Genomic DNA, 25,680 nt, shown 5'->3' with positions numbered 1-25,680 from the left:
AAATACGTACTAAATACTTAAATGATGTTAAATTTACTATTTTTGAAAACTTCCTGACACTATTACTCAGGATGCTAAGATACAAAAAAATGGTTTACCATTAGACAAATCGTCATTCGATTACTATAAGTTGCAACATCACAATGAATTTAATTATATCAGGCACAAATAGACTGGGTAGTAACTCTTTAAAAGTAGCTAACTATTATAAAGAAGAATTATTACGCAGGAGCGAACCGTGGGAAATATTCTCCTTAGAAGACCTGCCTCATGACATCTTATTTACAGATTTATATGGAAAGCGTTCAGACACCTTCGCTCGCATTCAAGCCAAAGTTTCAGAAGCTAGAAAGTTTATTTTTATAATCCCTGAATATAATGGAAGTTATCCTGGAGTATTGAAGTCTTTTGTAGATGCTTGTTCATACCCCACCTCGTTTCACCATAAAAAAGCGGCTTTAGTTGGAGTTTCGAACGGAAAATACGGTAACATCAGAGGCGTTGATCATTTCACAGGTGTATGCAATTATATGCGTATGCATGTTCTTCCTTTAAAAATCCACATCGCTCATGTACAAAACGAACTAAACAGCGATGGATTGTTTATCGACCCTATTACAATAAATTTTATTAACGAGCAGATTGAAGAGATTGTACGTTATTAAAAAAAACAAGCATCAATTTCTTGATGCTTGTTTTAGTATACTATACTTATTTAATTATTTGTCGGATCAAAAGAACCTCCCCAATCTTTATTTTGCAATATTTTAGGGTTTTTATCTATTACCGACTGAGCAATCGGAAAAAAGTAGTAGGTATCTGGCAATAAATTAACTTGAACACCTGTACGAGGCACTTGCAACAAACTGTATTTAAATTGATTTTCTTTCAATTGATAGGTTTTAGCCAACGCAGCTGCATCATCTAAGTCCATTTCAGATCCATCACCATTAATAGCAATTGCCTCTACACCGAATTTAGTTTTATTGTGTAACACATCCAATTTTCGCAATCTTCTTAAATCCCAAAAACGATGTCCCTCGAAGCAAAATTCAATATTTCTTTCAGCTAATATTGCTGCACGCATTTGCTCCTTTGTACTAGCAACAATGCCATACATTCCATTTGAACCCGCTTCAATACCTGCACGCTGACGAATTTTCTTCAACAAGTCAATAGCTGTATTTAAATCCCCCGTTTCATTAGCCGTCTCCGCATAATTCAATATAACTTCTGCAAATCGCATCAGCACGAAATCAACATCATATTGAGTCTCTACTTCTGTTTGCTTCAGCGAAAGTTTAGAATTCTTTAAAATAAAGAATCCACTGTAACGATTCATATTCTCAGAAGGAGTTTGCGCTTTTGGATTAAGGCCAAAATTATCTAGATCTGGCGCAATACCAACACTTGTATATTGTCTTTTTCCAGCTTTGCCAGAAACTTCATAAATCTTACCATTCCATACGATAGATTTATTAAAACGTGGATCACGGTTTTCCCAGTAGGATTGCAAGAATTGAGCTTCTGTTTTATGGTAGATGCTCGTAGGGTCAGTATACATTTTACCATCTTTCATTGGAAATGATTTGACGAATTCCCAAGCCGGAACTGCACTCGCTGCGCCCCTACTTTCAGAACCAGGACGAACACCATAATCATAACCAGCAACTTTGTTTGGATAGGTATTTATTACAGTAAAAATCACCTCAGGTCCCTTTTCTTGTAGCGCAATATTATAATAATCTGATGTTAAGCTATAGGCATTAGCAGTCAAGCGATCATAAGCAGCCTTATTTGCAACATTAGCCTCAGCCCAATACGCATTTCCGTAGGGATTAGTGGGATTAAATTGTGGAGACGCCTTATACAGAAGCACTTTTGCTTTAAATGCAACTGCAAAATTACCATCAATTTTACCATAATTTGAAGAGCTTTTTTCAATAGTAGTAGGCAAGAGACCTACCGCTTCATCCAGATCTTTCACTATTAATTCAAAACATTCTTTTGTTGAATTACGAGGAGTTTCCAAATCATCCTTTTCTAAATCCTGTGGTACTGTAATATAAGGCACACCTCCATGATGCTTAACCATATTAAAATACACGTACGCGCGCATGAACAGCGCCTGACCAAGTACATCCCTTTTCACCTCTTCACTAAGACCGGTGCTTTGGTTCACCTTTTGAATAGCGGTATTGATTTTACGAATTGTCGTGTAATCCCATGCTTTATAAGCGGTATTATTAACCGTCACAGCGTCCAATGGAAAATTTATTCCTATTAACTGATCGGAATTATTATCTGCACCAGAACTCCAGTTCCCAAACAACGGGTATAAATTAGCTAAGTAAGCGTTGACTAAATTTGGATCATTCCATACTTTGCTTTCGTCCACAGAATTTAAGTCAGCTATATCCAACACATCCTTACAAGATGTGGTTGTCAATACTAGTGCTAAAATCGGATAAAATATTTTTTTCATAACTTAACTTCTATTAAAATTTAACATCTAGACCTAATGTAAACGTTTTCATTACAGGATATGAATCATACATTTTTTGTTCTGGATCATGGAATTCTGTCATTTCAGAAAAGACAAATAAATTTGTTCCATTAAAAAATACACTAGCTCCTTTAATTTTCATTGCATTTGCCACATTTGCAGGCAAAGCATATGAAACATTTAAATCCCTTAATCGCAGATAAGCTCCATTTCTAATCCAGAAACTTGAATTGTTGGTTCCTGATTCAGCCCAGTTTGAGCCTACTACACGTGGATAAGCAGCATTTGGATTTTCTTCTGTCCAAACATCGCCTGCCCAAATAGGATAATAGGGTCTAAAAGTACCGCCATGCTGACGCATACCACCACCCTCTTGATTACTAATCATACGATCATAAGCTAACACCCCTTGTAATAATGCAGACACAGACAATCCTTTCCAGCTGGCATTTAACCCTAAACCATAATTTATACGAGGTGTATTATCATCAGACAACATTACCATATCATTATCATCTATTTTACCATCAGGACCTCCAGAATAATTTGCTCCATTATTATCTTTATAAAGAATCATCCCTAAATATGGATCTCGTCCATATGTTTTAAATCCTTTGGCTAATAATTCATCCAATTGTGACTGGGTACGCACAAGGTCAACAGCCTCAAGACCAACTAACCTATTCTCTGGAAGACCAATTCGTGACCTAAAGTTTTGTTCTCGTCCAACTCCATAAGCAGGCTCTTCATCATATATATTCCAACGATCTTTTGCATAACCAAGATTCGCAGAGACCCCATAAGAAACTTCACCAGCTCGATCATTCCATCCAAGAGAAAATTCACCGCCTTTATAACTTCTACCAGCGTAATTTTCTGGAGCTAACGTACGACCATAATTATCCGGAACGATTAGGTTTCTTCCCCCCAAAATATCTGTCTCTTCTCTTTTAAATACATCCAAATTACCTGACAGCTTATTACTCAACAAAGCGAAATCAAGACCAAGATTATAGCTTCTTGAAGTAGTCCAAGTTAAATTCTGAGTAGGATTAGCTCCGTATGTGATGCCATTGTAGTATCGATCGCCAAAAATATACCCACCAGACGGAGCATATTTTTCTAAGTAATTAAACTGTCCAATTTTATTGGCATTGACGTCAAGATTATTTCCTGTAGTACCGAATGAAGCTCTAAGTTTCAAATCATTAAAAACTTCTTTTGCATTCGCAAAAAAATCTTCCTCGGATATGCGCCAAGCAGCAGACATTGACGGAAAGAAACCCCAGCGCTTATCATTCGGAAACAATGGTGAACCATCGTATCGGAACGAAAATTCTGCTATATATTTATCCGCAAAATTATAATTAACCCTGCCAATCACAGCTCGACGCGCATCTACAGCCTCGCTAGCACTTGTAGAACGCATGGTGCGATCTGAGGGATACATAAACATTTGATCCAAACTAATGATTGGATTTTCAGCTCTAGAATTTACATATGTGCCTCCAAATTTGTATTGTTCATACACCAACATTGCATCCACATTATGTTGATTAAATTTTTTGTTGTAATTCAAAAACCAGTTGAATTGATACTCCCATTCACGCTCTGGTGTGTAATCCATAAAAGGTTGAGCTTGGCTAAAAGTGAAAATATTGATTTTATCTTCGCTTGGTGCCGCAGGTATAAATCTATTTCCACTTGCATCCAATGCAGTAAAAGTATAGTTCTTTTGGAACGTCATAAAACGTTTACGCATGTAATCATCTGCAACATAACTACCCACTACTTTTGTAGATAATCCATCAACAAGTTTGTCCAATTTATAGTTTAACGTCATAATCGGGTTTACTTGACGAACTTTACGATCAATATATCGATTACCCATTACTTGATCGATTACATTCCACGCTTGCCAACTCCCCATTGGTGTCTGAACAGGATACTCTGTTGGAGTAGAACTTGGAGATCCATCCGCATTTAAATAGAATGGATACATTTTGGGCCAGTTGAATGTAACGCGATAAAAATCGGACACATCAAAATCATCATCTGCTGAAGATGTGCTGAAAGGCCAATAAAAACGCTTTGAATTGGTTTGAGTAGCGGCAATATTGACATCGATACTGAAGTCATCCGTTACTTTAGCACTTACATTCGATCTTAAATTAAATTTTTCATGATCAAGTGATTTGTAAGAACCATTTTCCTTTCTATAACTTAATAGATTATAATACGTAATACGATCACCACCTCCTGTCAAAGATATAGACTGTCTATGACTAAATGGATTCCTCCAAATCATATCATTAACACTATAAACTTTATCTTTAAAATAATCAAACTCCCGCTCACCATTTGGTGCGACCCAAGGTGTTGACTTACTACCTCTTTCCCACTGAAACTTGGACACGCGATTCTGATATGTTAACTCATCCGCCGCAGTCGTAATATCAGCTAATAATGTTTGTGTCGGAGCACCAATCGTATAGTTGCTCTGCACATTAAACACAGGATCTTGTGCTGTTCCCTTTTTAGTCACGACCACAACAACACCATTACCAGCTCGTGTACCATACACAGCGGCTGTAGCTGCATCCTTCAAAAACGACATTTGATCAACCTCGTTCGCTTCTAAGGCATCAAAGGCTGCCTTGTCTCGTACAATTCCATCTATTACATACAATGGTTCTGCAAAACTACCACGAATACGCAATGAAGAGGAAGCCCCTGCCATTCCAGAGGTATTGGTAACGTTAACACCTGGAGCGCGTCCAGCCAGGGTATTTGACAAATTTGATGGTGCTATATTTTTTAATTGATCTGCATTGACAGATGATATCGCACCAGTAATATTCCCCTTACGTTGTCTACCATATCCTACCACTACAACTTCTTCTAAACTATCAACATCTTCAATTAATGTTATAATATTAGATTTTTCATTTTGGATAGTTACCCCTTGAGAAGTATAACCTACACTTTTAAACGTTAATATTTCTCCTACATTTGCTTGAATTTTAAAACTTCCATCCGCTCCTGTAGACGTAGACTTGCCTAAGCTTGATGTAACTGTCACACCAGAGATAGCATTCCCTTGCGCGTCAACCACCCTGCCCTCAATAAAAGCTTGCTGAAAATTATTGTACTTTGGAAAGGCATAAGTGTGAATTGGAGTAGAAATAAAGCAACTTAAGGTGCAAATACCTAAAATCCCAATAGGTATTTGTGCCATTGATTTACGATGTTTTTTGAGCATAATTTATTCTTGTTAGTTGTGATAGGTAAGTTAGTTATTTACAAATAATTACTTTAAAAGTAATATCAATTCAAAATTTTATTTAGCATTTAGGTATAGGAATAAAAATATCAATCGATAGCACAACATCATATTCAAAAAAAACACCAGATTCATTAGCAAATGAACAACAACAAAGAGACTGTATTAAAGAATAATTTTCAGTTCAAACCATAGGGATGGAAGATATAAATTTTGCCACTTTAATTAACAATTCATGCTACAGCATTTAGCATACATGCACTACGCATATAGCATCACCGCTTATCAACATATTTTTTGTAAAGGTAATTCATGATTAAAAACTTTGCCCAAATCCAGTACTCTAATTATACTTTTATCGTTCATCACTGAAAAAATAGCACTTAATTAATAGACGATAAATTTTAAAATCAGCTTTGATATTTACGAATTTGAAATATCAAAAATAATACATAGTTTTGCTCAAATTCTTGGGATTAATCCAATACAATCCTAGAATAACCAATTATTAAAATCTATAATATGAAAAAAACATTCTTTTTAACTATGATGCTTTGTATAATTACGGCATTATCCATTAGTGCTTCGGCTCAGACAGTAAACTTTGCATACACAGGTAAAGTTGAACCAGGTAAGACTATTATACCGAAAGCAGGAGATCGTATCAAATTTAACGTTCACGTGAGAGGCAGTGACGGAAAAACTGATAAAGCGGGTACAAGATATATGCTAGTGAGTTTTGCGAGAAAAAATGGGACTAAAACTGAAACAATTGGCTCATTATTGAATCTACCACAAAACATACAGGATAACTACAAAGCTGGTAAATTAACCGTCCTTAATGAAGGAACTATTAAAAGTGTAAATAATCCCGTTGAAATTCGTGTAGGAGATCAACTTAAGGTTATTTTTTATAAAGATCATGGCAAGATGGTCGATATCGAAAACACTCGAAATGGAAAAGTACTTGGCAAGATGAGGATTCAGTGGTAGCTAAAACAGTGATATAAAAATCTAGTCCTAATATTAAAAGATATTTTAACATTACTTCAGGATAAGAAAAAAACTGTGTGTTTTTTCACTCTAACAACAAAGCATCAATTAATTGATGCTTTGTTGTTAGAGTGAAAAAACGATTTAAAACAGTGACAACTTCCGACTAAATGTCGGAATATCATGAACCTGTTGAATCTATAAGTTTTTAATCATTACTCTTCTCTTCCAGCTTTTTTCCAAATGATTCCGTACATACAACCTCATACTTTTGTCTAAATATAAATTATTTGTAATTGTGTAAATGATGAGGCAAACGCCTATCTACATTCATAACAAAGCCCATTGATTTACAAAGTCAAAAATTAAATAATTTCAAACCTACCTATATCATTATCTAGTTTATACATAAAATCAGCAACCTCCTATTCAGCTGTAAATGGTCATTTGGAAAAGGAATCAATTATTTTAGATTTTTCTACTTTTACTATATACATTTTTGTCAAAAAACATCAAACAAACCACTACTGACATTCCTGCATTCCAAATAAGATAAAAATACCCTGAGGTCGCCTCTTGGGTTGGCGATAAATCCATTAAATATGGTGGAGCAACTAGAATTGCTGAAATTATAAAATAGATTATTTTTAATCTTACACGAAACAACAACTTCAAGGTAAATAAGATTAGCCATGAACACCACCCTCCAACTAAACAGGTAAGCAATGAAACTAGAAATACATTTTCATTTTTTATTGATACAGAAGAATCAATAAATTTAGATATTAGCAATAAACCTCCTATAGTAATAAAAATCACAAAGAAAACAATGGGGACAACAAAAAATAGAAATTGATTTCTTAATCTATCTTTGTACAAAAAGGATAGATATAATCCATAAAATATAGGCACAAAAAATGGCCCACTATCTACAGAACCAGCTATAAATACAACAAATAGAATTGGAATGAATACTGAAAGCTCTAATAAATATTCAGGTCTTTTTAATAGCAGTATAATTTGTTTCATATTAAACCCATCATCACATATAAGAAAAAAAAAATAATTATCAATTGGCTAAAAACAAGAAAAGCATCAATTTCTTGATGCTTTTCATTTGTAGTGTGGAGGCTACTGGATTCGAACCAGTGACCCTCTGCTTGTAAGGCAGATGCTCTGAACCAGCTGAGCTAAGCCTCCGTAGAATGTTTGGTGGAGAATACTGGATTCGAACCAGTGACCCTCTGCTTGTAAGGCAGATGCTCTGAACCAGCTGAGCTAATTCTCCGTAGAATGTTTGGTGGAGAATACTGGATTCGAACCAGTGACCCTCTGCTTGTAAGGCAGATGCTCTGAACCAGCTGAGCTAATTCTCCAAACATTTTTTTAATTCTTTATCAGAACAATGCAACCTTATCCTGATTGCGTGTGCAAATATAGCCCTAATTTTTAAGTTTCAAAATGTTTTTCTAACTTTTTTACTATGTTAAAACGTAATTTACTAGTAAAAAGACAGATAATTTTTAATCGTAAAATTTCCAAGAAGCGCCAAACCTAAAGTTTGCAGGATTCATTGGATAACGACGTACAGAATAATAGCCTTTAGGATACAAATATTGGTTGGTAAAATTGTTACTGATAAACAAATTCACTCGTTTGATATTCATTGTGGCCCAAAAATCTACAATCGGATAGGTTGAAAATTCTAAACTTGTATTGGTATTATAGAACTGACCTGTACTAATAGAATATGAAGGCGTGACAAATGGCGTATTGAAACGAACATCTGCACCTATACGTATATTCAAAACATCATACCATCTAGAATCATAATAGATACTATGCCACGTATATAACTCTGGAGTAGCAATTACATCCATTGCATCAGATTTTTGGTAAACTACGCGATTATCAAGATGAAATTTACCGAATTTGAAATTTTGTTCAACTGTAGCTTTTAAAAGATTTAGTTTTCCGTATTGTGCAGCCTCTATCACTCTATCAAATCGCGCATCATCGTTGGGATTATCAATCTCTTTGAAATATGTATGATTGTCTATAAGAAAATACTCCAAGCGCCCCTTGAATCGTACTCTAGGATTGCTATATACAAATGAAAGATTCTGCGTTTTCGTCTTTTCTAAATCATTGTTCCATTGATGATACGTATAGTTCATACGGCTAAATACCATTTCAGGAGATTTATTTTGTGAATAAGCTCCTAGAGATATTTTACCCACGTTTTCTCCAATCAAAATATCAGCTTTTGCTTCATACAAATAATCGCCAAAATTATGACCAACTACTATTTGATTCACGCCTACATTAAAATCTATCCTATCTGAAAACTTATAACTTAAATCTCCTTTTACGGAAGAATTTTGATAAAAATCTGTGGAGATGCTATCTGCATACCAAATTAAATCATTTTGAAAGCCTACATTCAATTTCGCCTCGTTTTTGAGTAAGGATTTTGGACGTAAATAGAAAGCGTATGTCAATTCATTTGAAATTGTAGTAACCTTCGTTGTATCATGTACTTCGCGGTAATTGCCGTACGGAAAAGCACTGTAGGTATCGTCTTCATTTTTATAAAACACAAAACGCTGCTGACGGACATGTGTGTTGTGCGCTATTGCATTGGTAGGATGTATTTCCATCTCAGGCTCCCCATTATTCACCGTATCTATACGTCCAATATAATAAGACTGACGTAAGAAGAAACTATTGTCATTCCATTTGTTGTATGGTCTTGCATCAAGCTTCCTATTTAACTTTGTAATAACTGAATACCAAGAACTTACCTTATCATCACGAAACAAAGAGTCATTGATAATCGAACCATTTTCTGTAGCATCTAGCTTATTGAATGTAACATTAGCAAGCATATTATAACGCTTGCTTGGTGATTCGTACCAGGTATGAACTGTCCCCTTTCGATCAGAATAATCTTGATTAGAGAAATATCCTTCTGTATTAGTAGCGTGATAATCTATACCTATATTCCAATTGGGATTGATATTTTGGGCTAATTTCACTTTGAACACTTGATCCGCAAAAAAGAAACCTACAGCATACAACTCAGAATACCGAGCACGAGCTCTATAATACCGAACTGAATCTGAAGTAAGTAAATACCGTTCTAAAGCGTGAAATCCTGGCTGAAAACCAATTGTCTTACTAGGTTGGAATAATAAATCTCGTGTAGCCAATCCGTATGAACCAAGGTTAATACTTGGATTCCAAGGAAGATTTTGTTGATTGTAATATTGAAAATTATGATGGCTCGTATCGATTTGTTGTGTATAGGTCGCATACTTCAACATATTTAATGTAGCAAATCGAACATATTTAGCCGAAAAAACTACTGAATCTTTCTTATTATCCTCCTTTGCTCGAGCTGAATCTAATGCAGAACTAAATTCATCATCGACCTGAGCTTGAACCGAAAAAATCAGAGCAAATGCAAAAACAATACTTAAAAAGCTACGCAAAAAATTACTACTCATCTAATGATCAAAATATATATACTCGCAAAAATAAATAAAATAAGATGTTATTATAGCTCAATTAACTCTTTTAACATCTTGACAAATGTAATCCAATTTAAACATATATTAAGACATTTTTAAATGCAAGTATTCTAGTACTTTGTCTTGAAATAATCATTTAAGGAAATGTCATTCCCATAAAATAGCAAAGGGTTTTCATATTAAACTGAAAACCCTTTGCTATTAAAAAAAATGATAGTTATTAATGCGATAATGACTTCTCTGATGCTCTTCCTGGGGAAGTAATCATCAATAATATAACGGTAATTAAAGCATTATGAATAATCAAATCCAATCCAATTACATAATTAGTATATACGGATATTACATAAGTATTTAACAAGAATAATATCAATGGTGATATCACACAAATATATGGCACCAACTTGTCGTTGACTGCTCGTTTCGTAAACAATCCGAATATAAACAATCCTAATAATGGACCATATGTGTAACTAGCAGCAGTAAAGATTGCATTCACTACCGAGTCATCATTAATTAATTTAAAAATTAATATCACAACCAACATCAATACTGAAAAACCGAAATGCACATAATTACGTTGTCTTACCAAGGCAGGGTCATTTGGATTTTCCTTTTTATTAAAATTCAAGAAATCTATACAATATGACGTAGTCAAGGCTGTCAGTGCTGAATCTGTAGTTGCAAAAGTAGCAGCTGTTAATCCCATCATAAATACTATCGCTGGAACGATAGCTAAGTGATTTAATGCGATTTCTGGATATAGGTAATCGCGTGTTGCTAAAGTCGAGACATCAATTCCATTTCTCTCGGCATAGATATACAACAAAGCCCCTACCGCTAAGAAGAAAATATTGATAACAACGAATATTGAGGTGAAAGTAATCATATTCGTTTGTGCCTCTTTAATAGTTTTCATCGACAAGTTCTTTTGCATCAAATCTTGATCCAAACCTGTCATAGCAATTGTGATAAACACACCACCTAAGAATTGCTTCCAAAAATTAGCTTTACTACCAACAAAATCTTCCCAAAAGAATATTTGAGAATAACTACTTTCCTTTACAGCTTCAAATGTCTCAACTATATCAAAATCTAAGCCTTTTGCCATGAAATATATAGACAAAATTACCGCTGTAATTAAGAATGTAGTTTGTAATGTATCTGTAACGATGATAGTTTTCAAACCACCTTTATTTGTATATAACCAAATCAAAAGCAAACAAATCGTAACAGTAATAACGAAAGGAATATTCCAAGCATCAAAAATAAAATGTTGTAATACAATCGCAACCAAATACAATCTAAAGGCAGACCCAATTGTTCTGGAGATCAAGAAAATAGCCGCGCCTGTTTTATACGTTAAATGACCAAATCTTTCCTCCAAATAGGTATAAATGGAGGTTAAATTCATACGATAATATAGAGGCAATAGCACATAAGCTATAATTATAAAACCTACAGCATTACCTAGTACAAATTGGAAATAACTAAAGTTAGAAGCTCCGACAGCTCCCGGAACAGATATAAAAGTAACACCAGACAAGGCTGTTCCAATCATCCCAAAAGCCACCATATACCACTTCGAGTTACGATTAGCGACAAAAAAAGTGGAATTATCAGCCGAACCTTTAGAAGTAAAATACGATACTCCCAACAATACGGCGAAGTAAATGACTAAAAATGATAATAATATAATAGGTGACATATGTAGTCTTTATGTTTAGTATTGTTTTTGATTAAATGCTTCGATCGCTTGTCTTACATTTCCGAATTTCTCTAATAGCTCAGCTGCCAATGTTTCTTCTGCACCTGTCTCCGTCATCACCATACGCACACCACGTCCTACCAATTTGTGATTAGACAATTGCATATCCACCATCTTATTTCCTTTCACTCTCCCTAATTGAATCATCACTGCAGTACTGATCATATTCAACACTAATTTTTGTGCTGTTCCAGACTTCATACGTGTTGATCCTGTCACAAACTCAGGACCTACAATAGCCTCAACTGGATATTTAGCAATTGCAGCAATTGGAGAGCCACCATTACAAACAACACAGCCTGTCGTTATACCACGTGAATTTGCTTCATTCAATCCACCAATCACATAAGGAGTAGTACCTGATGCTGCGATACCAATAATAATATCATTTTCAGTTATCACATATTCATCTAAATCCTTCCAAGCTTGTTGCATATCATCCTCTGCAAATTCTACAGCCTTGCGAATAGCAGTATCGCCACCAGCAATAAGACCAATAACCCAATCAAATGGAACACCGTATGTCGGGGGACATTCTGACGCATCCAAAACCCCTAAACGTCCGCTTGTACCAGCACCTATATAAAAGATCCGTCCTCCCTTTTTCATACCCTCTACCGCAACTTTTACCAAAGCTTGTATTTGAGGTATGGCACGTTCAACAGCGTCAGGCACTGTTTTATCTTCTTTATTAATATTCGTAAGCAACTCAAGGACAGTCATTTTGTCCAAATCTTGATAATTCGAATCCTTCTCTGTTGTATTAACCATCTATATCGAAATCTAAATTCATGTTATAACATCGTAAATATGCGACTTTTTTACAAAACACGCAAAAAAACGCAACCATAATTTATCAAGCGGAACAAAATTATATTTTTCAGCTTCTAACCTAGAGATAATTTCTTCCAGCTTGAAAATAGAATTTATCGGTACGTCTAATATCCGTACCGATGCATATTAAAATAGTAAACCCGTCTAATTGTCCTCTTCTCGTATTCAAATAATTGGTCCAAATTTGCTAAAGACATATATCTAACCCCATGCATGATAGGTCTAATAAGCTAGCGTTCTTAAGCCTAGGGCAAAATTATACATTGGATATCCTCTTTCAGATGACCAATCTACAATTTTTTTATTATACCATTCAAATAGAGATATGAAAAATTATCCGTGTTGTACTCCAATATGATTTAATCCTTCCACTTTCCTCCTCAAATCTAAAATCAATTCTTACTTAGACAGCAATAATCGGCTTCTATCTCTCCAAGAGATTACAACAGATATTGACCAGGCTAAGAAACACCTTGTCTAATGCATAATTGCTAATGTGCATAACCATAATACAGTACAAACATTTGTAGTAGTAAGGCTAATACTTTTTCCAAGTTTTTGAGATTAATAATATAACTTAACTATTTTACCATCCATTGTACTTGCTATGATATATTGTTCAGTCACTAAAGTTGGATTCACCATGCCGTTAGAAATTTTATATTGCCAAACAACATCTCCAGATTTTGGATGGACCGCAGACACTAATCCTGAATTATTAGGCACAATAACTAAACCTTTATTGCTATATATTGCAGAAGGAGTTAGCTCATAGGGCAATTTTAGTTTAGACTTCCACGCAACATCCATTTGGTTTGCTGTTACTGGCACACCTATTAATTCGCCATCCATCGTTTTCGCATACACAGTTTTCTTATCGTACGATAAGCCCATAGATTCGCGTACACGAACATCATCCTTCTTCTCTCTCCAAATGACCTTTCCAGTTTTCAAATCCAAAGCAGTCATAAATCGATCTGGAGCAACGATGAAAACACGATTATTTGCGACTACAGGGTAGCATGCTGCTGCTGAAAACATTCTATTTGCATGTCCATTATTCCATTCCCACACTAATTTCCCGGTATTGACATCTAAAGCATAAAACCCATTGCCCCAAGAGCCGAATATTACTTTCCCATCTGCAATCGTAGGTAGTGTAGAAACATAATTTTTCACTTGATCAAATGTCCAAACCATCTTACCTGTTTTAAGATTTACACATCTAAAAACACCATCTGAAGCTCCAATGTATACATTACCTTTATAAATAGTTGGTGAACCTAAGACTGCCTTATTAGCCTCTACTTTCCACAGTTCTTTTCCTGTTTTACTGTCAACAGCATAAATATAATTATCTGATGAACCCACCACTACGATACCTTTAGAAACAGCTGGCGTTGAATACACTTTTCCTTTGGTTTGAAACACCCATCGACGCTTACCTGAATTAATATCCAAAGCGAATAACTCACCGATCGTATTTGCTGTAAAAGCTAATTTTCCATCCGAACTAATACCAGCACCTAAATCACCGTCATTTACATATTCCCAAGCAACTTTTACTCTTGTAGAATTATTCAAGCTAAAATCAGGGCGCTTATAGTGTCCATTAAAAGCTAACTTTTGAAGAGGTAATTTCAGCCAAGCATCTTTTGTCGATATACCAGGATTACGCTCTTGAAAGAAAACAGAGTCTTTTGTTAATGTAATAATGTTATAACCTCCTACATTTGATTTTGCACGTAGATTAGATCGTACCATTACACCTGGTATTCCATCCCAATCATACAATTTATTTGCATGTCCATGCCCACATAATGCAAACTGAATATTTCTAGCTTGCAATCTATCAACCAATTCGTACCAATTATTCAATGATGAATCTAATGGGTAATGATTTATAGAAATCAATGGAATTTCTCTATTTGGATTAGCCTTGAATACCGAATCCAGCCAAACGATATTTTCACGAGGAATCTGCCCAGGACTCATACGCATATTAGGCCCCGAAGTAGTTCCTATGAATTGGTAGCCTTTATGCTCAAAAAAGAAAGTTTCACCTCCAAAAACTTTACGAAATGAATTCGCTCCACTCTCAGACCAGTTACTATCATGATTTCCAGGAACAATATAAAGTGGCAATTTTAGACCATCCAGCACTAATTTAGCAAGTTTTAACTCTTCCTCAGAACCAAATTCTGTTACATCACCTGAAAGAATTACAAAATCAATATCTTGCTGTTTATTTAAATCTTCTACTGTTCTTCGTAAATCCTCTTCACCACTATGTCCACCAATATGTGTATCTGTAATCTGTGCAAATTTGAATGAGGTTTGAGCAAATAAATTTGAAATGCACAAACAAAAAGTAAATGCTAATAAAAATCTTTTCATACGTAAATGTTAAGGGTACACAAAGATACCCCTATATTATTCAAAAGTGAGTCAAAATGAGTCAACAAAGCCAAAATCAACCTTAACAAACTATTTGCTAGCATCAAATGATGCTTTCAATAATGATAAATCACCAACCGCATCTTGACCATACTCCCAAAACATCACCCCATTACCTTTGAGTTTTGCTAATTGGGTTTTTTGCTTAATGGTTGGTATACCATTAAAATAATATGTGCTTCCAGAAACAGTAAATTCATCTAAATCGGAATCAGCACCTGCCGCAAGTAATGCTCTATATGTCATTGACGTATTCGAAACATTTTTGCCATAAACAGGGATTCCAACCACTATTTTTTCTTTTGGAACAGCTTTTTCGTTAAGCCAAATATTGATTACTCTTTCCGCCATCACATAAGTAGAATGATGATTAAGGTTAGCAGGATCTACTCCTCGTCCATCATAAGCCATCAGATTAACAAAATCAACGGCATCTATGGCACCCTTTGTAACACCATCCTTTACCGCACCCGCATAAATACCAGGAGTTACCGCCATGCTTAAATATTTGTGCCATGAATGTAATTCTTGTGACAATTCTTGTGTTAATAATTCAAAAGACACATCCGAACCATGATTAGCTCTAGGGTATTCCCAATCCAAATCGATACCGTCCAAATCATAACGAACAGCAAACTCAACTAGACTTTTTACCAATTGCTTACGAGTCTGTTCATTAGCGGCAATTGTCCTAAAAACCAACTCATTTCCTTGAATAGAAAATGCAGTTTTCACCTTATTGTCCTTTGCTAACTTATTTAATGCCTCAAAATTCGCCTGATTGGTTAATGTTAATAAAGTACCATCCTCTTTAGGATTTAAGAAGGCAAAATGTAAATGAGTAATATATTTCAATTTTGTTGAATCGAAATTGGCTACGACCGAATTATGATACGCATACGCAATTCTTTTAAAAGACAAATCTGCGACATATTGCCCTGTAGGCTTTTCGACCTTGGATGCACCATAACCATCTGGAACCCAAACCACTTCCCTTTTACATGAAGTAAAAATTGATAAAAGTGTTATATACAATAATATTCTTTTCATAAATACTGTTTTAAAATTGTAATATGCCTCCTATCCATAAAAAAAGAAGCATATTACAATTATCGTTTAACTTGATCAATTGCCAATCCATATGGAGCATATCCTTTAAATAGGAATTTAGAACTTTCTGATCCATCTAAATTATATGCTTTAATTCCAGAGTTCTCTGCTGATGTGCCTAGTGTTGGTGGGTTACCACTTCCTCTTATATCTGAAAAGCTACGATATCCATAATATAAATGTCCATCTCCATTTTCATCCACATCGATATCAAGATTTGTTATATAAATAAATTCTCCTGCAGCTCCTTGATCACTAAATCCTCCAGAACCAATACCCATAGTCCAATTCGCATCAATAGCAATTATATTAGAGCCATCTAGGTCTGCTCTATAAACTCCTACCGCTCGACCTCCATCAGCTCTATTTGTAGCAAAATAAATATGTTTGTTTACTTGATCAACTACAAAAGTCCTAATAGCATGACTTTGAATTGCTGTAGTGAACTTTCCAATAAAAGCCCCATCATATCCAAACTTATAAATACCTTTACCAGTCGTTCCTGCATAAGAAACCCAGATTTCATTTCCAACTTCTTTAATGTCTGACGCAAAGTAAGTTGCCACTCCTTCGCCAGCAATAGTAGCATTGATATTAAACTTGACAGCTGGATAACTGGCTTCCGAGGCTGAAGCATTCAATGCACGAACCCCCCAATTTCTACAGGTCCACCAGATATTTCCGTATTGATCTACAGTATGCATCCAAGGGTCATCACGATAATCTAAAGTTGATGCAACTGGCTTCGAGATAATATTTTCACCAGATCCATCCAAATTATATGATTTCAATGAACCATCTGCTTTAGCAGCATCCCCTGATGAAAATCTGGTTCCTAAACCTGCCTCAGATAGATATAATTTACTTCCCTTTACTGATAATCCGAATGCATTATATCCAGTAGAAACACCAATCCATTCCACTTGACTAACACTTTGTTTTGTCAATTTATACTTATAAATCCTTCTCGAGAATGCATCTGTGAAATATATTGTCTTAGCTAATTCACCCTGAACATTTATTAATAATTCAGTAGATAATGTTTCTTGACCATCGTTGATCGTTAGTTTTACCAATTGAGTTCCTTCAATCGTAAATGTAACTTTTGGATTCGCTAAATTTGAAGTAATTCCATTTCCAAAATCCCAATTATATGTAATAGGTTTTCCTGGGTATTGAAATACTTTAGTTGCGAATTCAACCTCCATAAATACTCCAATGTTGTCTGGCGGTAAGATAGTAGGAGCTTGCTTCTCAACAATAATCTTTTTAATAATTTCCTGCTTTTGATTTCCTTGCCATGTCGTTAATTTAACTTCATACTCGCCTGGTAATTCATAGAAAGCAGAATCTGGAACCATCTTATCTGAAGTTAGATATTCTACAGTGTCACCTTGAGGAGTAACTCGTTTTGCGTCATTAAATTCCCACTCAAATTTATCGGCATTCTTTGATCTATTTGTAATACCTACTTTTCCAGGAGCAAAAACTTTAACTGTTGGAAAGTCAAAATTGGCAAGGTACTGTCCCTGCTGACCTATATTCTGTATTTCTTCTTTGCTACATCCAGACACAAATAGAAATATTGCCAGTAAATAAAAATATTTTAAACTTTTCATAATTTCTTAAATTGTATTTTCAAATATTCTAGGTGTAGAAGAAGTTACGGCTCCAGTTGGGGTAATCACATCTACGACCAGCGCTACTGTATAAGCTCCCTTCTTTACAACTGCATTGGTAATCTCCAATAACTTTTGACTGGTTAATTGACTTCGTAAATTATCCATCCCTACATTTGTTAATGATCCCGCAGTCGTAAAATGACTAGATGGAGATCCAGGAAATAGAGCTAAATAATCTTCTTTGGTTATATTATAAGCTAACAAACTTTTTAATATTGCAAATTCAGATGTCGTCATCTTAGTTATTAATGAATTATCGCTTGGATATTTTCCATCAAGACGCTGTATTGTATAGGGTAATCGAATAACATAATTGTTTGTTACAGTAACCCAATATTTATCTAAATCCTGTGCTAAGACCTTGCCCCATTCACCTCTACTTTTAATAGTATCAGACATAATCAATGTTGAATATTTATTATTGTCCTGTTCTATATCTTTAGTATTAATTGAAGTTCCATGTTTTAATTTGATCTCTACGCCAAATGATTCATAAATGGTCTCATAAAAAACAATTTTATCAAACTTGTCATCACGTTGCCAAGTAGATGCTGTCACAATTAGACTATCTCCAATCGCTGGCCGTGTATTATTGTAGCTTACACTTAGTTGAGCTGAAAACTCCCCATTTGTCGATCCCAACTCAGTAATTGGATCATTTTTATCACACCCAACAACACCTAAGGTAAACACAGCCAATATCATATATTTAAAAATACTTTTCATATTGCTCTCCTTTAATTTTTTAATGTAGAATTTTCTGCCCACCATAATGGTTTAAAAACCCAATCTCTCGACCCTGCTCCTAATCTTTCTATTTCCTTAGGATTATATACATATTCAGTCTGTGGATCATATACGAAACGTTGAATATATCTTCCTCCCCATTCTGCTAATGCATATCTTGGATAGTAAAGATCAGGATACGCCACATTACTATAGCCATATCTTCTGATATCCACCCATGTCTCAGCCTGAAGGTATAGCGCAACCCACTTTTGCATCATAATATCTGCTATAGTCAATTTTTCTATTGATTGCGCTAATTTATTAGATCCCAAGAAATTAATTATTTGTCCTTCTTCAACACCTAATCTTCTAAGGTTAGTTTCAACACCTAATTTATAAGCACTATATGCTCCTTGCTTGTCATTCGTGTGATACAGGGCCTCTGCTTTGATAAAATAAAGTTCTTCCTTAACCATATAAGGATACATGGAACTATCTGCTGTCCAATAGCCATTATATAAGTTTGCAAAATCTTGATAAACCGTACCCGAAGGAAGCGAGACATCTCTTAAACCTTCTGACATTTTAGCGCCCAAATATTTTCTATTTACACCTGGTGTAGTCAATTTATACAACCTTGGATCATATGAATTTGTAGTTGCATCTACTGTCATAGCCTTCATAAAAACATCTGTAGGTAGAGAGTTAACAAGATCATTTCGGATATCTGCGAATTGCCATTCTGGATTTGGCCTAGCTTCACCCCAAAGGTTTTTCTCAAAATTCAGATCACTTTTTGATGGATATCTAAATAATGCGTCATCAAAATTTGCTAATGCTAGATTAACAGCATTTATAACATCTTGATAACCGTTTTTAAAATTTGCTGTATGCAATTTCATACGTGCTCGAATCCCTTCTGCTAGAGCGATCCATTTGTTATAGTCACCCCCGTAAATTAAATCAACCGATGAATTCATACTACGTGCAAGTGGACTGACGTTCTTCAATTCCAAAATCCCTTCGTCTAGCAATATTTCCACTCCTTGATAAATTCTTTCTTGAGAATCATATTTAGGATTAAATGTTCCGTTGTAAGCTTCTTCATATGGCATATCGCCAAAAACATCTGTTGCAGACAAAAAGCTTAACGCTAACATTATTTTACCAACACCTGTATAATTATTATCACCGTCTTCCGATGCCCTCAAGAGCATACCTGCAGGGCCTGATATATTTGATCCAACATCAAAATAATGCCATCTCCAAGCCCCCATACGGTTTATATTATTATAATTCCATGTATCTGTCTGTGCATTGCTATTACCAGTACGACTAGTTACATAATAACTATGATAAGCTGCGAATCTAGCTTGTGAGTATAATGAATATGCTAAATTTGCTTGTATAGATGGTAGTCTTTGGTTAGACGGTACAGTTACTGGTTGAACAGGATTGTAATTAAGATCCAACTTATTACAAGATGATATTGTTAGTAACGCTAATAATATCGAAAATGTATATATATATCTTTTCATGACTTATATTATAAACCAATATTTAAACCAAACGAAAATGCCCTAGGTAATGGTATTGCGCCATTGTCTACCCCCATTGTACTTGCCCCTCCTGCACCACCAGCATTTGGGCCAGCACTATTAACTTCAGGGTCTCCTCCTGAATAGTTTGTTATTATGAATGGATTTTGAGCAGAGAACTCTAAACCTAAACGATTCAGCCCGAACTTACTTGCCAAAGATGAAGGTAATGTATATCCTAAGGTTATATATCTAACTCGAGCCCAATTAATCTTCTCCACAAAATTTGTCCCTACTTGGTAATAATTATTTGCAAAGAAGCTATAGTTTAATACAACAGGTTTTTCATTTTTCACATAACTACCATCTTCCTGTGCAACTACTCCATTAAAAACAAATTCTTTGTCACGCCATTGCCCTACATCATAACCTGTACCTGTAGACATCATACGCTGACGTGAGGCATTCAAGATGTCACCTCCAAATCTAAAATCCCACATAAATGAAAGGTTGAAACCTTTGTAATTGATCTTATTAAGCCAACCAATATTAAACTCTGGTTCTCTATTACCAATCGTTTTTTCAGTTGCATCAATCACAGGGTAACCATTCGCATCCACGACAACATACCCCTCCTCTGTACGCTTATAATCAGTACCAGAAATACCTAAAACATGCTCATCAAGGGCTGATGCTGCTTTACCAACAGTCAATTGGGCATTTGTATATGGGAACCTCACAATATCACCAGCAAATTGTGTCATTTTGGAAGTATTCTTCCAAGCATTCAAAGTACTACTCCAAGTTATGTTATCATTCTTGACTGGTATTATGTTTACAGAAGCTTCAATACCCCTATTCCATAATGAACCCGCATTGAATGTCATTATTACGTATCCCGAAGGTAATGGCACACGAGGCGTCATAATCATATCAATACTTTCACGTTTGTAATATGTGAAGTCAATATTCAATCTTCTATTCCAAAATCCAAGTTCAGTTCCAATCTCAAATTCTGATGTTCGCTCTGGTCGAAGATTTGGATTACCACCAGTAGCGTCCACGACAAATCCACCTCCAACAGTAGCAACTTGTCTTAAATTGGTGTTTGTCCTATAAATTGGAGCGTCCTTACCTACTTTAGCATAACTAACCCTTAATTTCCCGAACCAATCTTCAGGGCTGATTAATTCTGAAAAAGTAAAACTCCCTGAATATGAAGGCGAGTAGAATTGCCTGTGCTGTGGAGATAGTGTTGAGGTCCAATCATTTCTTCCTGTCATACCAATCGTTAGTAAGTTTTTGTATGAAAAGCTCAAATCTCCATAAATTGCATATCGTTGCCTTCTACTTAAGCTTTCTGAAAGGATAATCCCATCTCTTTCAATGACATTTGGTGAAAAAATATCAGGAACTAAAAAACCTTCTCCTTGATACCCAACTCCTGCAGATTCATAATAATCACTATTAGCTCCAAGAATTAATGATAAATTGAAATCATCTAAAATCTTCTTTTGCACTGTAGCATTAAATGTTGAAGTAATAAACTTAGAATTGCTGTTAGATTCTGACACAAAGCCCTCGAAATAAGAACCTGGAGTCCCTGGAGTTGTAACAGTCCTGTATTTTGATGAAGTCCAATCTTGTCCCAATCTATAATTCAGTTTCAACCAATCAGTAGCTTTATAATCTACACTACCATTTACTATGAAACGATTGACATTATTATTCCTAGGGTTACGCATGACTCCCCACATAGGAGATATTCGAGCGTTACGCCCGTCATCTTCACTCTCTATATAGGAGTACAGAGGCTCTCCATTTGGTTTTTGATATTCTAAGATATCATAACGAAGTGGATATGTCAAGATACTATTTATCCAACCACCTGCACTAGCTCCTCCTAAACCCTCTTGGATATCATTCTCAACATAATTAGCTGATGCGGTAACACTAGTCTTTGAACTAAGCTTAGCGGTACCCTTCATTAAAAAACTAATTTTATCTTGAGAAGTATTAGGCACCATTGATCCTGCTTTCCGATACCCTCCCGACATATAATATTGAAGAATTTCAGATCCTCCATTTATATTCAAATTTGCATCGTGTGTAAGGGCTGTTTGAAAAAACCGCTGAACATTATTATAAATCGTCTCATCATATCTAAATTTCCTACCCCAGGATGAGCCTGAAGACTCATCATATGTGCCTCCTGTACCTGTTGTATAAATTGTTTGTTGACTAGGCAGTCTTCCCATGGTTTCTACAAAAGCCTTATAAGACCCGCCTATTTGCATTACACCTGCTTTTCCTTTTTTTGTGGTAATGACAATTGCACCAGAAGCCGCATCAATACCATATAATGCTGCTGCTGCAGCTCCTTTTAATATTGAAATATCTTCTATATCTTCTGGATTAATATCTGCAATACGATTTACAGTACCATTAGATGAAGAATTATTAACACGAATACCATCTACGATCATTAGAGGTTGGTTATCTCCTGTAAGTGATGACGAACCTCTCAAGATTATTTCTGTCGGCAAACCAGGAGATCCTCCTGAGGATGATATTTGAGCACCTGCGATTTTCCCTTGTAGTCCATTCAATATATTTCCTTGATTAGAAGCCCTTAAATCATCTCCTGTTACAGTTTGTACAGAGTACGTCAAATTCTTTTTGTTTCGTTCAATACCTAAAGCCGTCACAACTACTTCGTCTAAAGAATTATCAATAACTTTTAACTGAACATTTGTCACAACATTAACTACTTTGACATCAACTGGATCATATCCAATACTTGTAAATCGCAGCGTATTACCAATTGCTGCATTTATTGAATATTTTCCATTAGTATCCGTAGATACAGAAACTCCAGTCTCTACAACTCGCACTGTAACACCAGATATAGGACCTGAGTTATCAGATACCAATCCTGAAATACTGTTTTGAATTGACTTAAGATGAAAATAGGCTTTGATTAAAGCATCAGAGTTGTTTGACAATGAGGATTTCTTAGCAAAAGAATATCCAGGAATTGTCACCCCCAATGCAATAGAGAATAGTAGATATTTTCTCATATTTAGCATATTATTTAATTGTTTAATGATTTATAATTCTTAAAATATTAATTAAATAAACTAAATGAAGTAGGATTGAAAAGGATCGGCTAGTAACTGCTTTTTACCTCTATAAATATTAGCACAAACTACAATTTATAGAAGTATCTTAGATAGACATTATTTACTTCAAAATCTAGAGTTTAATTAAATAGGTGAAATCGTGGTTTTACATATTGTTATCAAAAAACGCAAAAACACTTATCGAATATAGTCAATTGTTTCTTTAAAAAGAAGAATACGATTAAAATTTAACAATTTATTCAACTAAAGATCTATAACCAACGAAACAATCATTCACAAAAACGCTAAAGTTTGCATTAACAATCTCCCTAAAAAACAAAAGGCAATAATCAAATGATTATTGCCTTTTAATAAAATTATAGTAAAAACTACCAACCTGGATTCTGATTCAGCTCAGATCCGTTTGCTTTATACAATGCAATTTGATCTAGAGGAATTGGTTCCAAATAATGCTTATCAACTACCGTACGACCTACAATCGAAGGAACGATATATCCTTCAGGATTTAAAATAATAGTTTTCAATTGATCTGCAGTCCATTTCGTTTTATCAATATATGCACCTAGATTAATCGAAGGATTTTTATCTGCGTCGGCATATTCTAGTTTTTTCCATCTTCTCAAATCATTCAATCGGAAACCCTCAAAGATTAATTCAGAGCGACGCTCACGACGAATTTCCCAGATTAAACTAGAAACAGATTGATCACGATTTGGATCATCGTACACTTTTCCATTCACAGCAGGCTGTCCTGAAACTATTTCCAATTTTGGCAAATTGACTCCAGCACGAGCTCTTAGTTTGTTTATCGATTTGTCTAAATCATCCTGTGTTATTATTCCTAATTCCGCACAAGCCTCTGCATAGTTAACTAAAACTTCACCATAACGAATGATTGGAGCATCAGTTGTATTTACAAATGATGTACCCATTTGATCATTCTTAAATTGTTCATTCAAAAATTTCAACGTAGAATAGCCTGATGAAGAATAATTAGTTACAACACCTTGCAGACGTAAAGCAGGAACTACTGTACCATTTAAACGTCCATCTCGATTGGCTACTACATTCTCTATTCCTTTATCTCCTTTGTAAGTTGCTGAAATAGCAATTGGTAAACCATCAGATGCCAAATAGCTTTCTATAGCACTTTTAGAAATCCCTGATTGTGACTCTAAATTGTTATTAGACATTAACGCGTGCGTTAACAAACCTGCTTCGTATCTTTTGAAAAGAATAACTTCTGCATTAGAAGTCAAATCTAAAGAAGAAAATACAGCTCTATAATCTCCAGAAACATTATATACACCTGCTTTAATAACCTCTTCAGCAGCCCATTTTGCAGCCTCCAAATAAGTTTTAGCACGAGCTTGATCGATGTCATGGTATTTTAACCATGTGCCTTCAAACAAGAAAACACGTGACATATACGCTAAAACAACATATTTGTTTACAGATAATTTCGCCGTACCATCGTTAGCTCTTACATTTGCTGCCGCGAATTGAAAATCTTCTAGAACTTTATCCATTACGTAAGTTCTAGAATCTCTTTTTCTATACAATTCAGCATCAGATTCAGATAATACCTTATCTATATAAGGAACATCGCCAAATGTATTTACAAAATTTGCATACTCTAAAGCTCTAAAGAATCGACCAATTCCTGACCAGTGATTCTTAGCTTCTTCTGCCATATTCGCCAAAGGAACTGAAGCAATGAATTGATTTGCTTTTCTGATTCTTCCAAAAGGAGTAGATGCAGATGTAGGCAAGTTACTTACTGTACCAGACCAACCGCCCCCAGAAGTAGGGACATTGATGGTAAATTCTACAGGTTTTAATGGAGCAAAATCATCATTCAAACCTTGACCTGAAAAATAATTACCCCAAGTATTATTTTTTCCATACCCTTTAAAATATGAATTATAAAATCCAAAAGTATAAGTACGAATATTATTTTCTGAAGACCAAAATGCTGGATCTGACAATTGATCCAGAGGATCTTTTTCTAAGAAACCATCACTTAAGAAATCTTTGCTACATGAACTAAATGAAATTAATGCCGCGAATGCTAAATATTTTAAGTTTTTCATTACTTTCTAGA

Annotated in this window: 15 protein-coding genes and 3 tRNA genes; 2 read left to right on the top strand and 16 right to left on the bottom strand. The window is 35.0% G+C overall.

The genetic code is table 11. The annotated features are described in order from the left end of the window. Positions 1 to 143 precede the first annotated feature (143 nt). Entirely contained in the window at positions 144 to 665 is a 522-nt protein-coding gene (locus tag IPZ78_RS11290; RefSeq protein WP_225553741.1) for an NADPH-dependent FMN reductase, read from the top strand. Positions 666 to 715: 50 nt separating this feature from the next. Here the strand turns inward: IPZ78_RS11290 and IPZ78_RS11285 are convergent, their stop codons facing one another. Then, positions 716 to 2,485 carry a RagB/SusD family nutrient uptake outer membrane protein gene (locus IPZ78_RS11285; RefSeq protein WP_225553739.1) on the bottom strand — a complete coding sequence of 590 codons (1,770 nt, stop codon included), beginning with the start codon at positions 2,483 to 2,485 and terminating at the stop codon, positions 716 to 718. Between the two features lie 13 nt (positions 2,486 to 2,498). Continuing rightward, on the bottom strand, positions 2,499 to 5,768 hold the full coding sequence (locus IPZ78_RS11280) for a SusC/RagA family TonB-linked outer membrane protein (RefSeq protein WP_225553736.1): 3,270 nt from the start codon (positions 5,766 to 5,768) through the stop codon (positions 2,499 to 2,501). 567 nt (positions 5,769 to 6,335) lie between these two features. Here IPZ78_RS11280 and IPZ78_RS11275 point away from each other — a divergent pair. Next, complete coding sequence (locus IPZ78_RS11275; RefSeq protein WP_225553734.1) at positions 6,336 to 6,782, top strand: hypothetical protein; 447 nt, start codon at positions 6,336 to 6,338, stop codon at positions 6,780 to 6,782. A gap of 468 nt (positions 6,783 to 7,250) precedes the next feature. Here the strand turns inward: IPZ78_RS11275 and IPZ78_RS11270 are convergent, their stop codons facing one another. The 14 genes from IPZ78_RS11270 to IPZ78_RS11205 all read right to left on the bottom strand — a co-directional run bounded on the left by IPZ78_RS11270 (position 7,251) and on the right by IPZ78_RS11205 (position 25,669). After that, complete coding sequence (locus IPZ78_RS11270) at positions 7,251 to 7,811, bottom strand: hypothetical protein (protein WP_225553732.1); 561 nt, start codon at positions 7,809 to 7,811, stop codon at positions 7,251 to 7,253. Between the two features lie 96 nt (positions 7,812 to 7,907). Beyond that, positions 7,908 to 7,982 (bottom strand) — tRNA-Val (locus IPZ78_RS11265). A gap of 10 nt (positions 7,983 to 7,992) precedes the next feature. Next, positions 7,993 to 8,070 (bottom strand) — tRNA-Val (locus IPZ78_RS11260). A gap of 10 nt (positions 8,071 to 8,080) precedes the next feature. Then, a tRNA-Val gene (locus IPZ78_RS11255) sits at positions 8,081 to 8,158 on the bottom strand. Between the two features lie 147 nt (positions 8,159 to 8,305). Next, the gene (locus IPZ78_RS11250) at positions 8,306 to 10,291 is read right to left on the bottom strand and encodes a putative porin (RefSeq protein WP_225553730.1); all 1,986 of its coding nucleotides are present in this window, start codon (positions 10,289 to 10,291) and stop codon (positions 8,306 to 8,308) included. 244 nt (positions 10,292 to 10,535) lie between these two features. Then, a complete protein-coding gene (locus tag IPZ78_RS11245) occupies positions 10,536 to 12,023 on the bottom strand; it encodes a sodium:solute symporter (RefSeq protein WP_225553729.1) in 1,488 nt (495 codons plus the stop codon). Positions 12,024 to 12,038: 15 nt separating this feature from the next. Next, on the bottom strand, positions 12,039 to 12,854 hold the full coding sequence (gene murQ / locus IPZ78_RS11240; RefSeq protein WP_225553725.1) for an N-acetylmuramic acid 6-phosphate etherase: 816 nt from the start codon (positions 12,852 to 12,854) through the stop codon (positions 12,039 to 12,041). A gap of 627 nt (positions 12,855 to 13,481) precedes the next feature. Further along, positions 13,482 to 15,314 (bottom strand): outer membrane protein assembly factor BamB family protein, encoded by a 1,833-nt coding sequence (locus IPZ78_RS11235; RefSeq protein ID WP_225553724.1) that lies wholly within the window; start codon positions 15,312 to 15,314, stop codon positions 13,482 to 13,484. A gap of 90 nt (positions 15,315 to 15,404) precedes the next feature. Then, positions 15,405 to 16,424 (bottom strand): glycosyl hydrolase family 18 protein, encoded by a 1,020-nt coding sequence (locus IPZ78_RS11230; RefSeq protein WP_225553722.1) that lies wholly within the window; start codon positions 16,422 to 16,424, stop codon positions 15,405 to 15,407. A 59-nt stretch (positions 16,425 to 16,483) separates the two neighbouring features. Beyond that, entirely contained in the window at positions 16,484 to 18,103 is a 1,620-nt protein-coding gene (locus IPZ78_RS11225) for a PKD domain-containing protein (RefSeq protein ID WP_225553720.1), read from the bottom strand. A 6-nt stretch (positions 18,104 to 18,109) separates the two neighbouring features. Continuing rightward, positions 18,110 to 18,892 carry a hypothetical protein gene (locus tag IPZ78_RS11220; protein WP_225553718.1) on the bottom strand — a complete coding sequence of 261 codons (783 nt, stop codon included), beginning with the start codon at positions 18,890 to 18,892 and terminating at the stop codon, positions 18,110 to 18,112. Between the two features lie 11 nt (positions 18,893 to 18,903). Beyond that, positions 18,904 to 20,433 (bottom strand): SusD/RagB family nutrient-binding outer membrane lipoprotein, encoded by a 1,530-nt coding sequence (locus IPZ78_RS11215; protein ID WP_225553716.1) that lies wholly within the window; start codon positions 20,431 to 20,433, stop codon positions 18,904 to 18,906. 8 nt (positions 20,434 to 20,441) lie between these two features. Further along, positions 20,442 to 23,513 (bottom strand): SusC/RagA family TonB-linked outer membrane protein, encoded by a 3,072-nt coding sequence (locus IPZ78_RS11210; protein ID WP_225553714.1) that lies wholly within the window; start codon positions 23,511 to 23,513, stop codon positions 20,442 to 20,444. Positions 23,514 to 23,944: 431 nt separating this feature from the next. Beyond that, on the bottom strand, positions 23,945 to 25,669 hold the full coding sequence (locus IPZ78_RS11205; RefSeq protein WP_225553712.1) for a RagB/SusD family nutrient uptake outer membrane protein: 1,725 nt from the start codon (positions 25,667 to 25,669) through the stop codon (positions 23,945 to 23,947). Between the last annotated feature and the right edge of the window lie 11 nt (positions 25,670 to 25,680).

Source organism: Sphingobacterium bovistauri, from assembly GCF_020295405.1.
Classification (GTDB): Bacteria; Bacteroidota; Bacteroidia; order Sphingobacteriales; family Sphingobacteriaceae; genus Sphingobacterium; species Sphingobacterium bovistauri.
The sequence above is the reverse complement of the archived record's forward strand: the minus strand, read 5'-3'. Positions and strand labels throughout refer to the sequence as shown.

Excerpts from the sequence above, each read along its gene's own strand:
- IPZ78_RS11290 (WP_225553741.1), top strand. The coding sequence starts at position 144 with ATGAATTTAATTATATCAGGCACAAATAGACTGGGTAGTAACTCTTTA.
- IPZ78_RS11285 (WP_225553739.1), bottom strand. The coding sequence starts at position 2,485 with ATGAAAAAAATATTTTATCCGATTTTAGCACTAGTATTGACAACCACA.
- IPZ78_RS11280 (WP_225553736.1), bottom strand. The coding sequence starts at position 5,768 with ATGCTCAAAAAACATCGTAAATCAATGGCACAAATACCTATTGGGATT.
- IPZ78_RS11275 (WP_225553734.1), top strand. The coding sequence starts at position 6,336 with ATGATGCTTTGTATAATTACGGCATTATCCATTAGTGCTTCGGCTCAG.
- IPZ78_RS11270 (WP_225553732.1), bottom strand. The coding sequence starts at position 7,811 with ATGAAACAAATTATACTGCTATTAAAAAGACCTGAATATTTATTAGAG.
- IPZ78_RS11250 (WP_225553730.1), bottom strand. The coding sequence starts at position 10,291 with ATGAGTAGTAATTTTTTGCGTAGCTTTTTAAGTATTGTTTTTGCATTT.
- IPZ78_RS11245 (WP_225553729.1), bottom strand. The coding sequence starts at position 12,023 with ATGTCACCTATTATATTATTATCATTTTTAGTCATTTACTTCGCCGTA.
- murQ (WP_225553725.1), bottom strand. The coding sequence starts at position 12,854 with ATGGTTAATACAACAGAGAAGGATTCGAATTATCAAGATTTGGACAAA.
- IPZ78_RS11235 (WP_225553724.1), bottom strand. The coding sequence starts at position 15,314 with ATGAAAAGATTTTTATTAGCATTTACTTTTTGTTTGTGCATTTCAAAT.
- IPZ78_RS11230 (WP_225553722.1), bottom strand. The coding sequence starts at position 16,424 with ATGAAAAGAATATTATTGTATATAACACTTTTATCAATTTTTACTTCA.
- IPZ78_RS11225 (WP_225553720.1), bottom strand. The coding sequence starts at position 18,103 with ATGAAAAGTTTAAAATATTTTTATTTACTGGCAATATTTCTATTTGTG.
- IPZ78_RS11220 (WP_225553718.1), bottom strand. The coding sequence starts at position 18,892 with ATGAAAAGTATTTTTAAATATATGATATTGGCTGTGTTTACCTTAGGT.
- IPZ78_RS11215 (WP_225553716.1), bottom strand. The coding sequence starts at position 20,433 with ATGAAAAGATATATATATACATTTTCGATATTATTAGCGTTACTAACA.
- IPZ78_RS11210 (WP_225553714.1), bottom strand. The coding sequence starts at position 23,513 with ATGAGAAAATATCTACTATTCTCTATTGCATTGGGGGTGACAATTCCT.
- IPZ78_RS11205 (WP_225553712.1), bottom strand. The coding sequence starts at position 25,669 with ATGAAAAACTTAAAATATTTAGCATTCGCGGCATTAATTTCATTTAGT.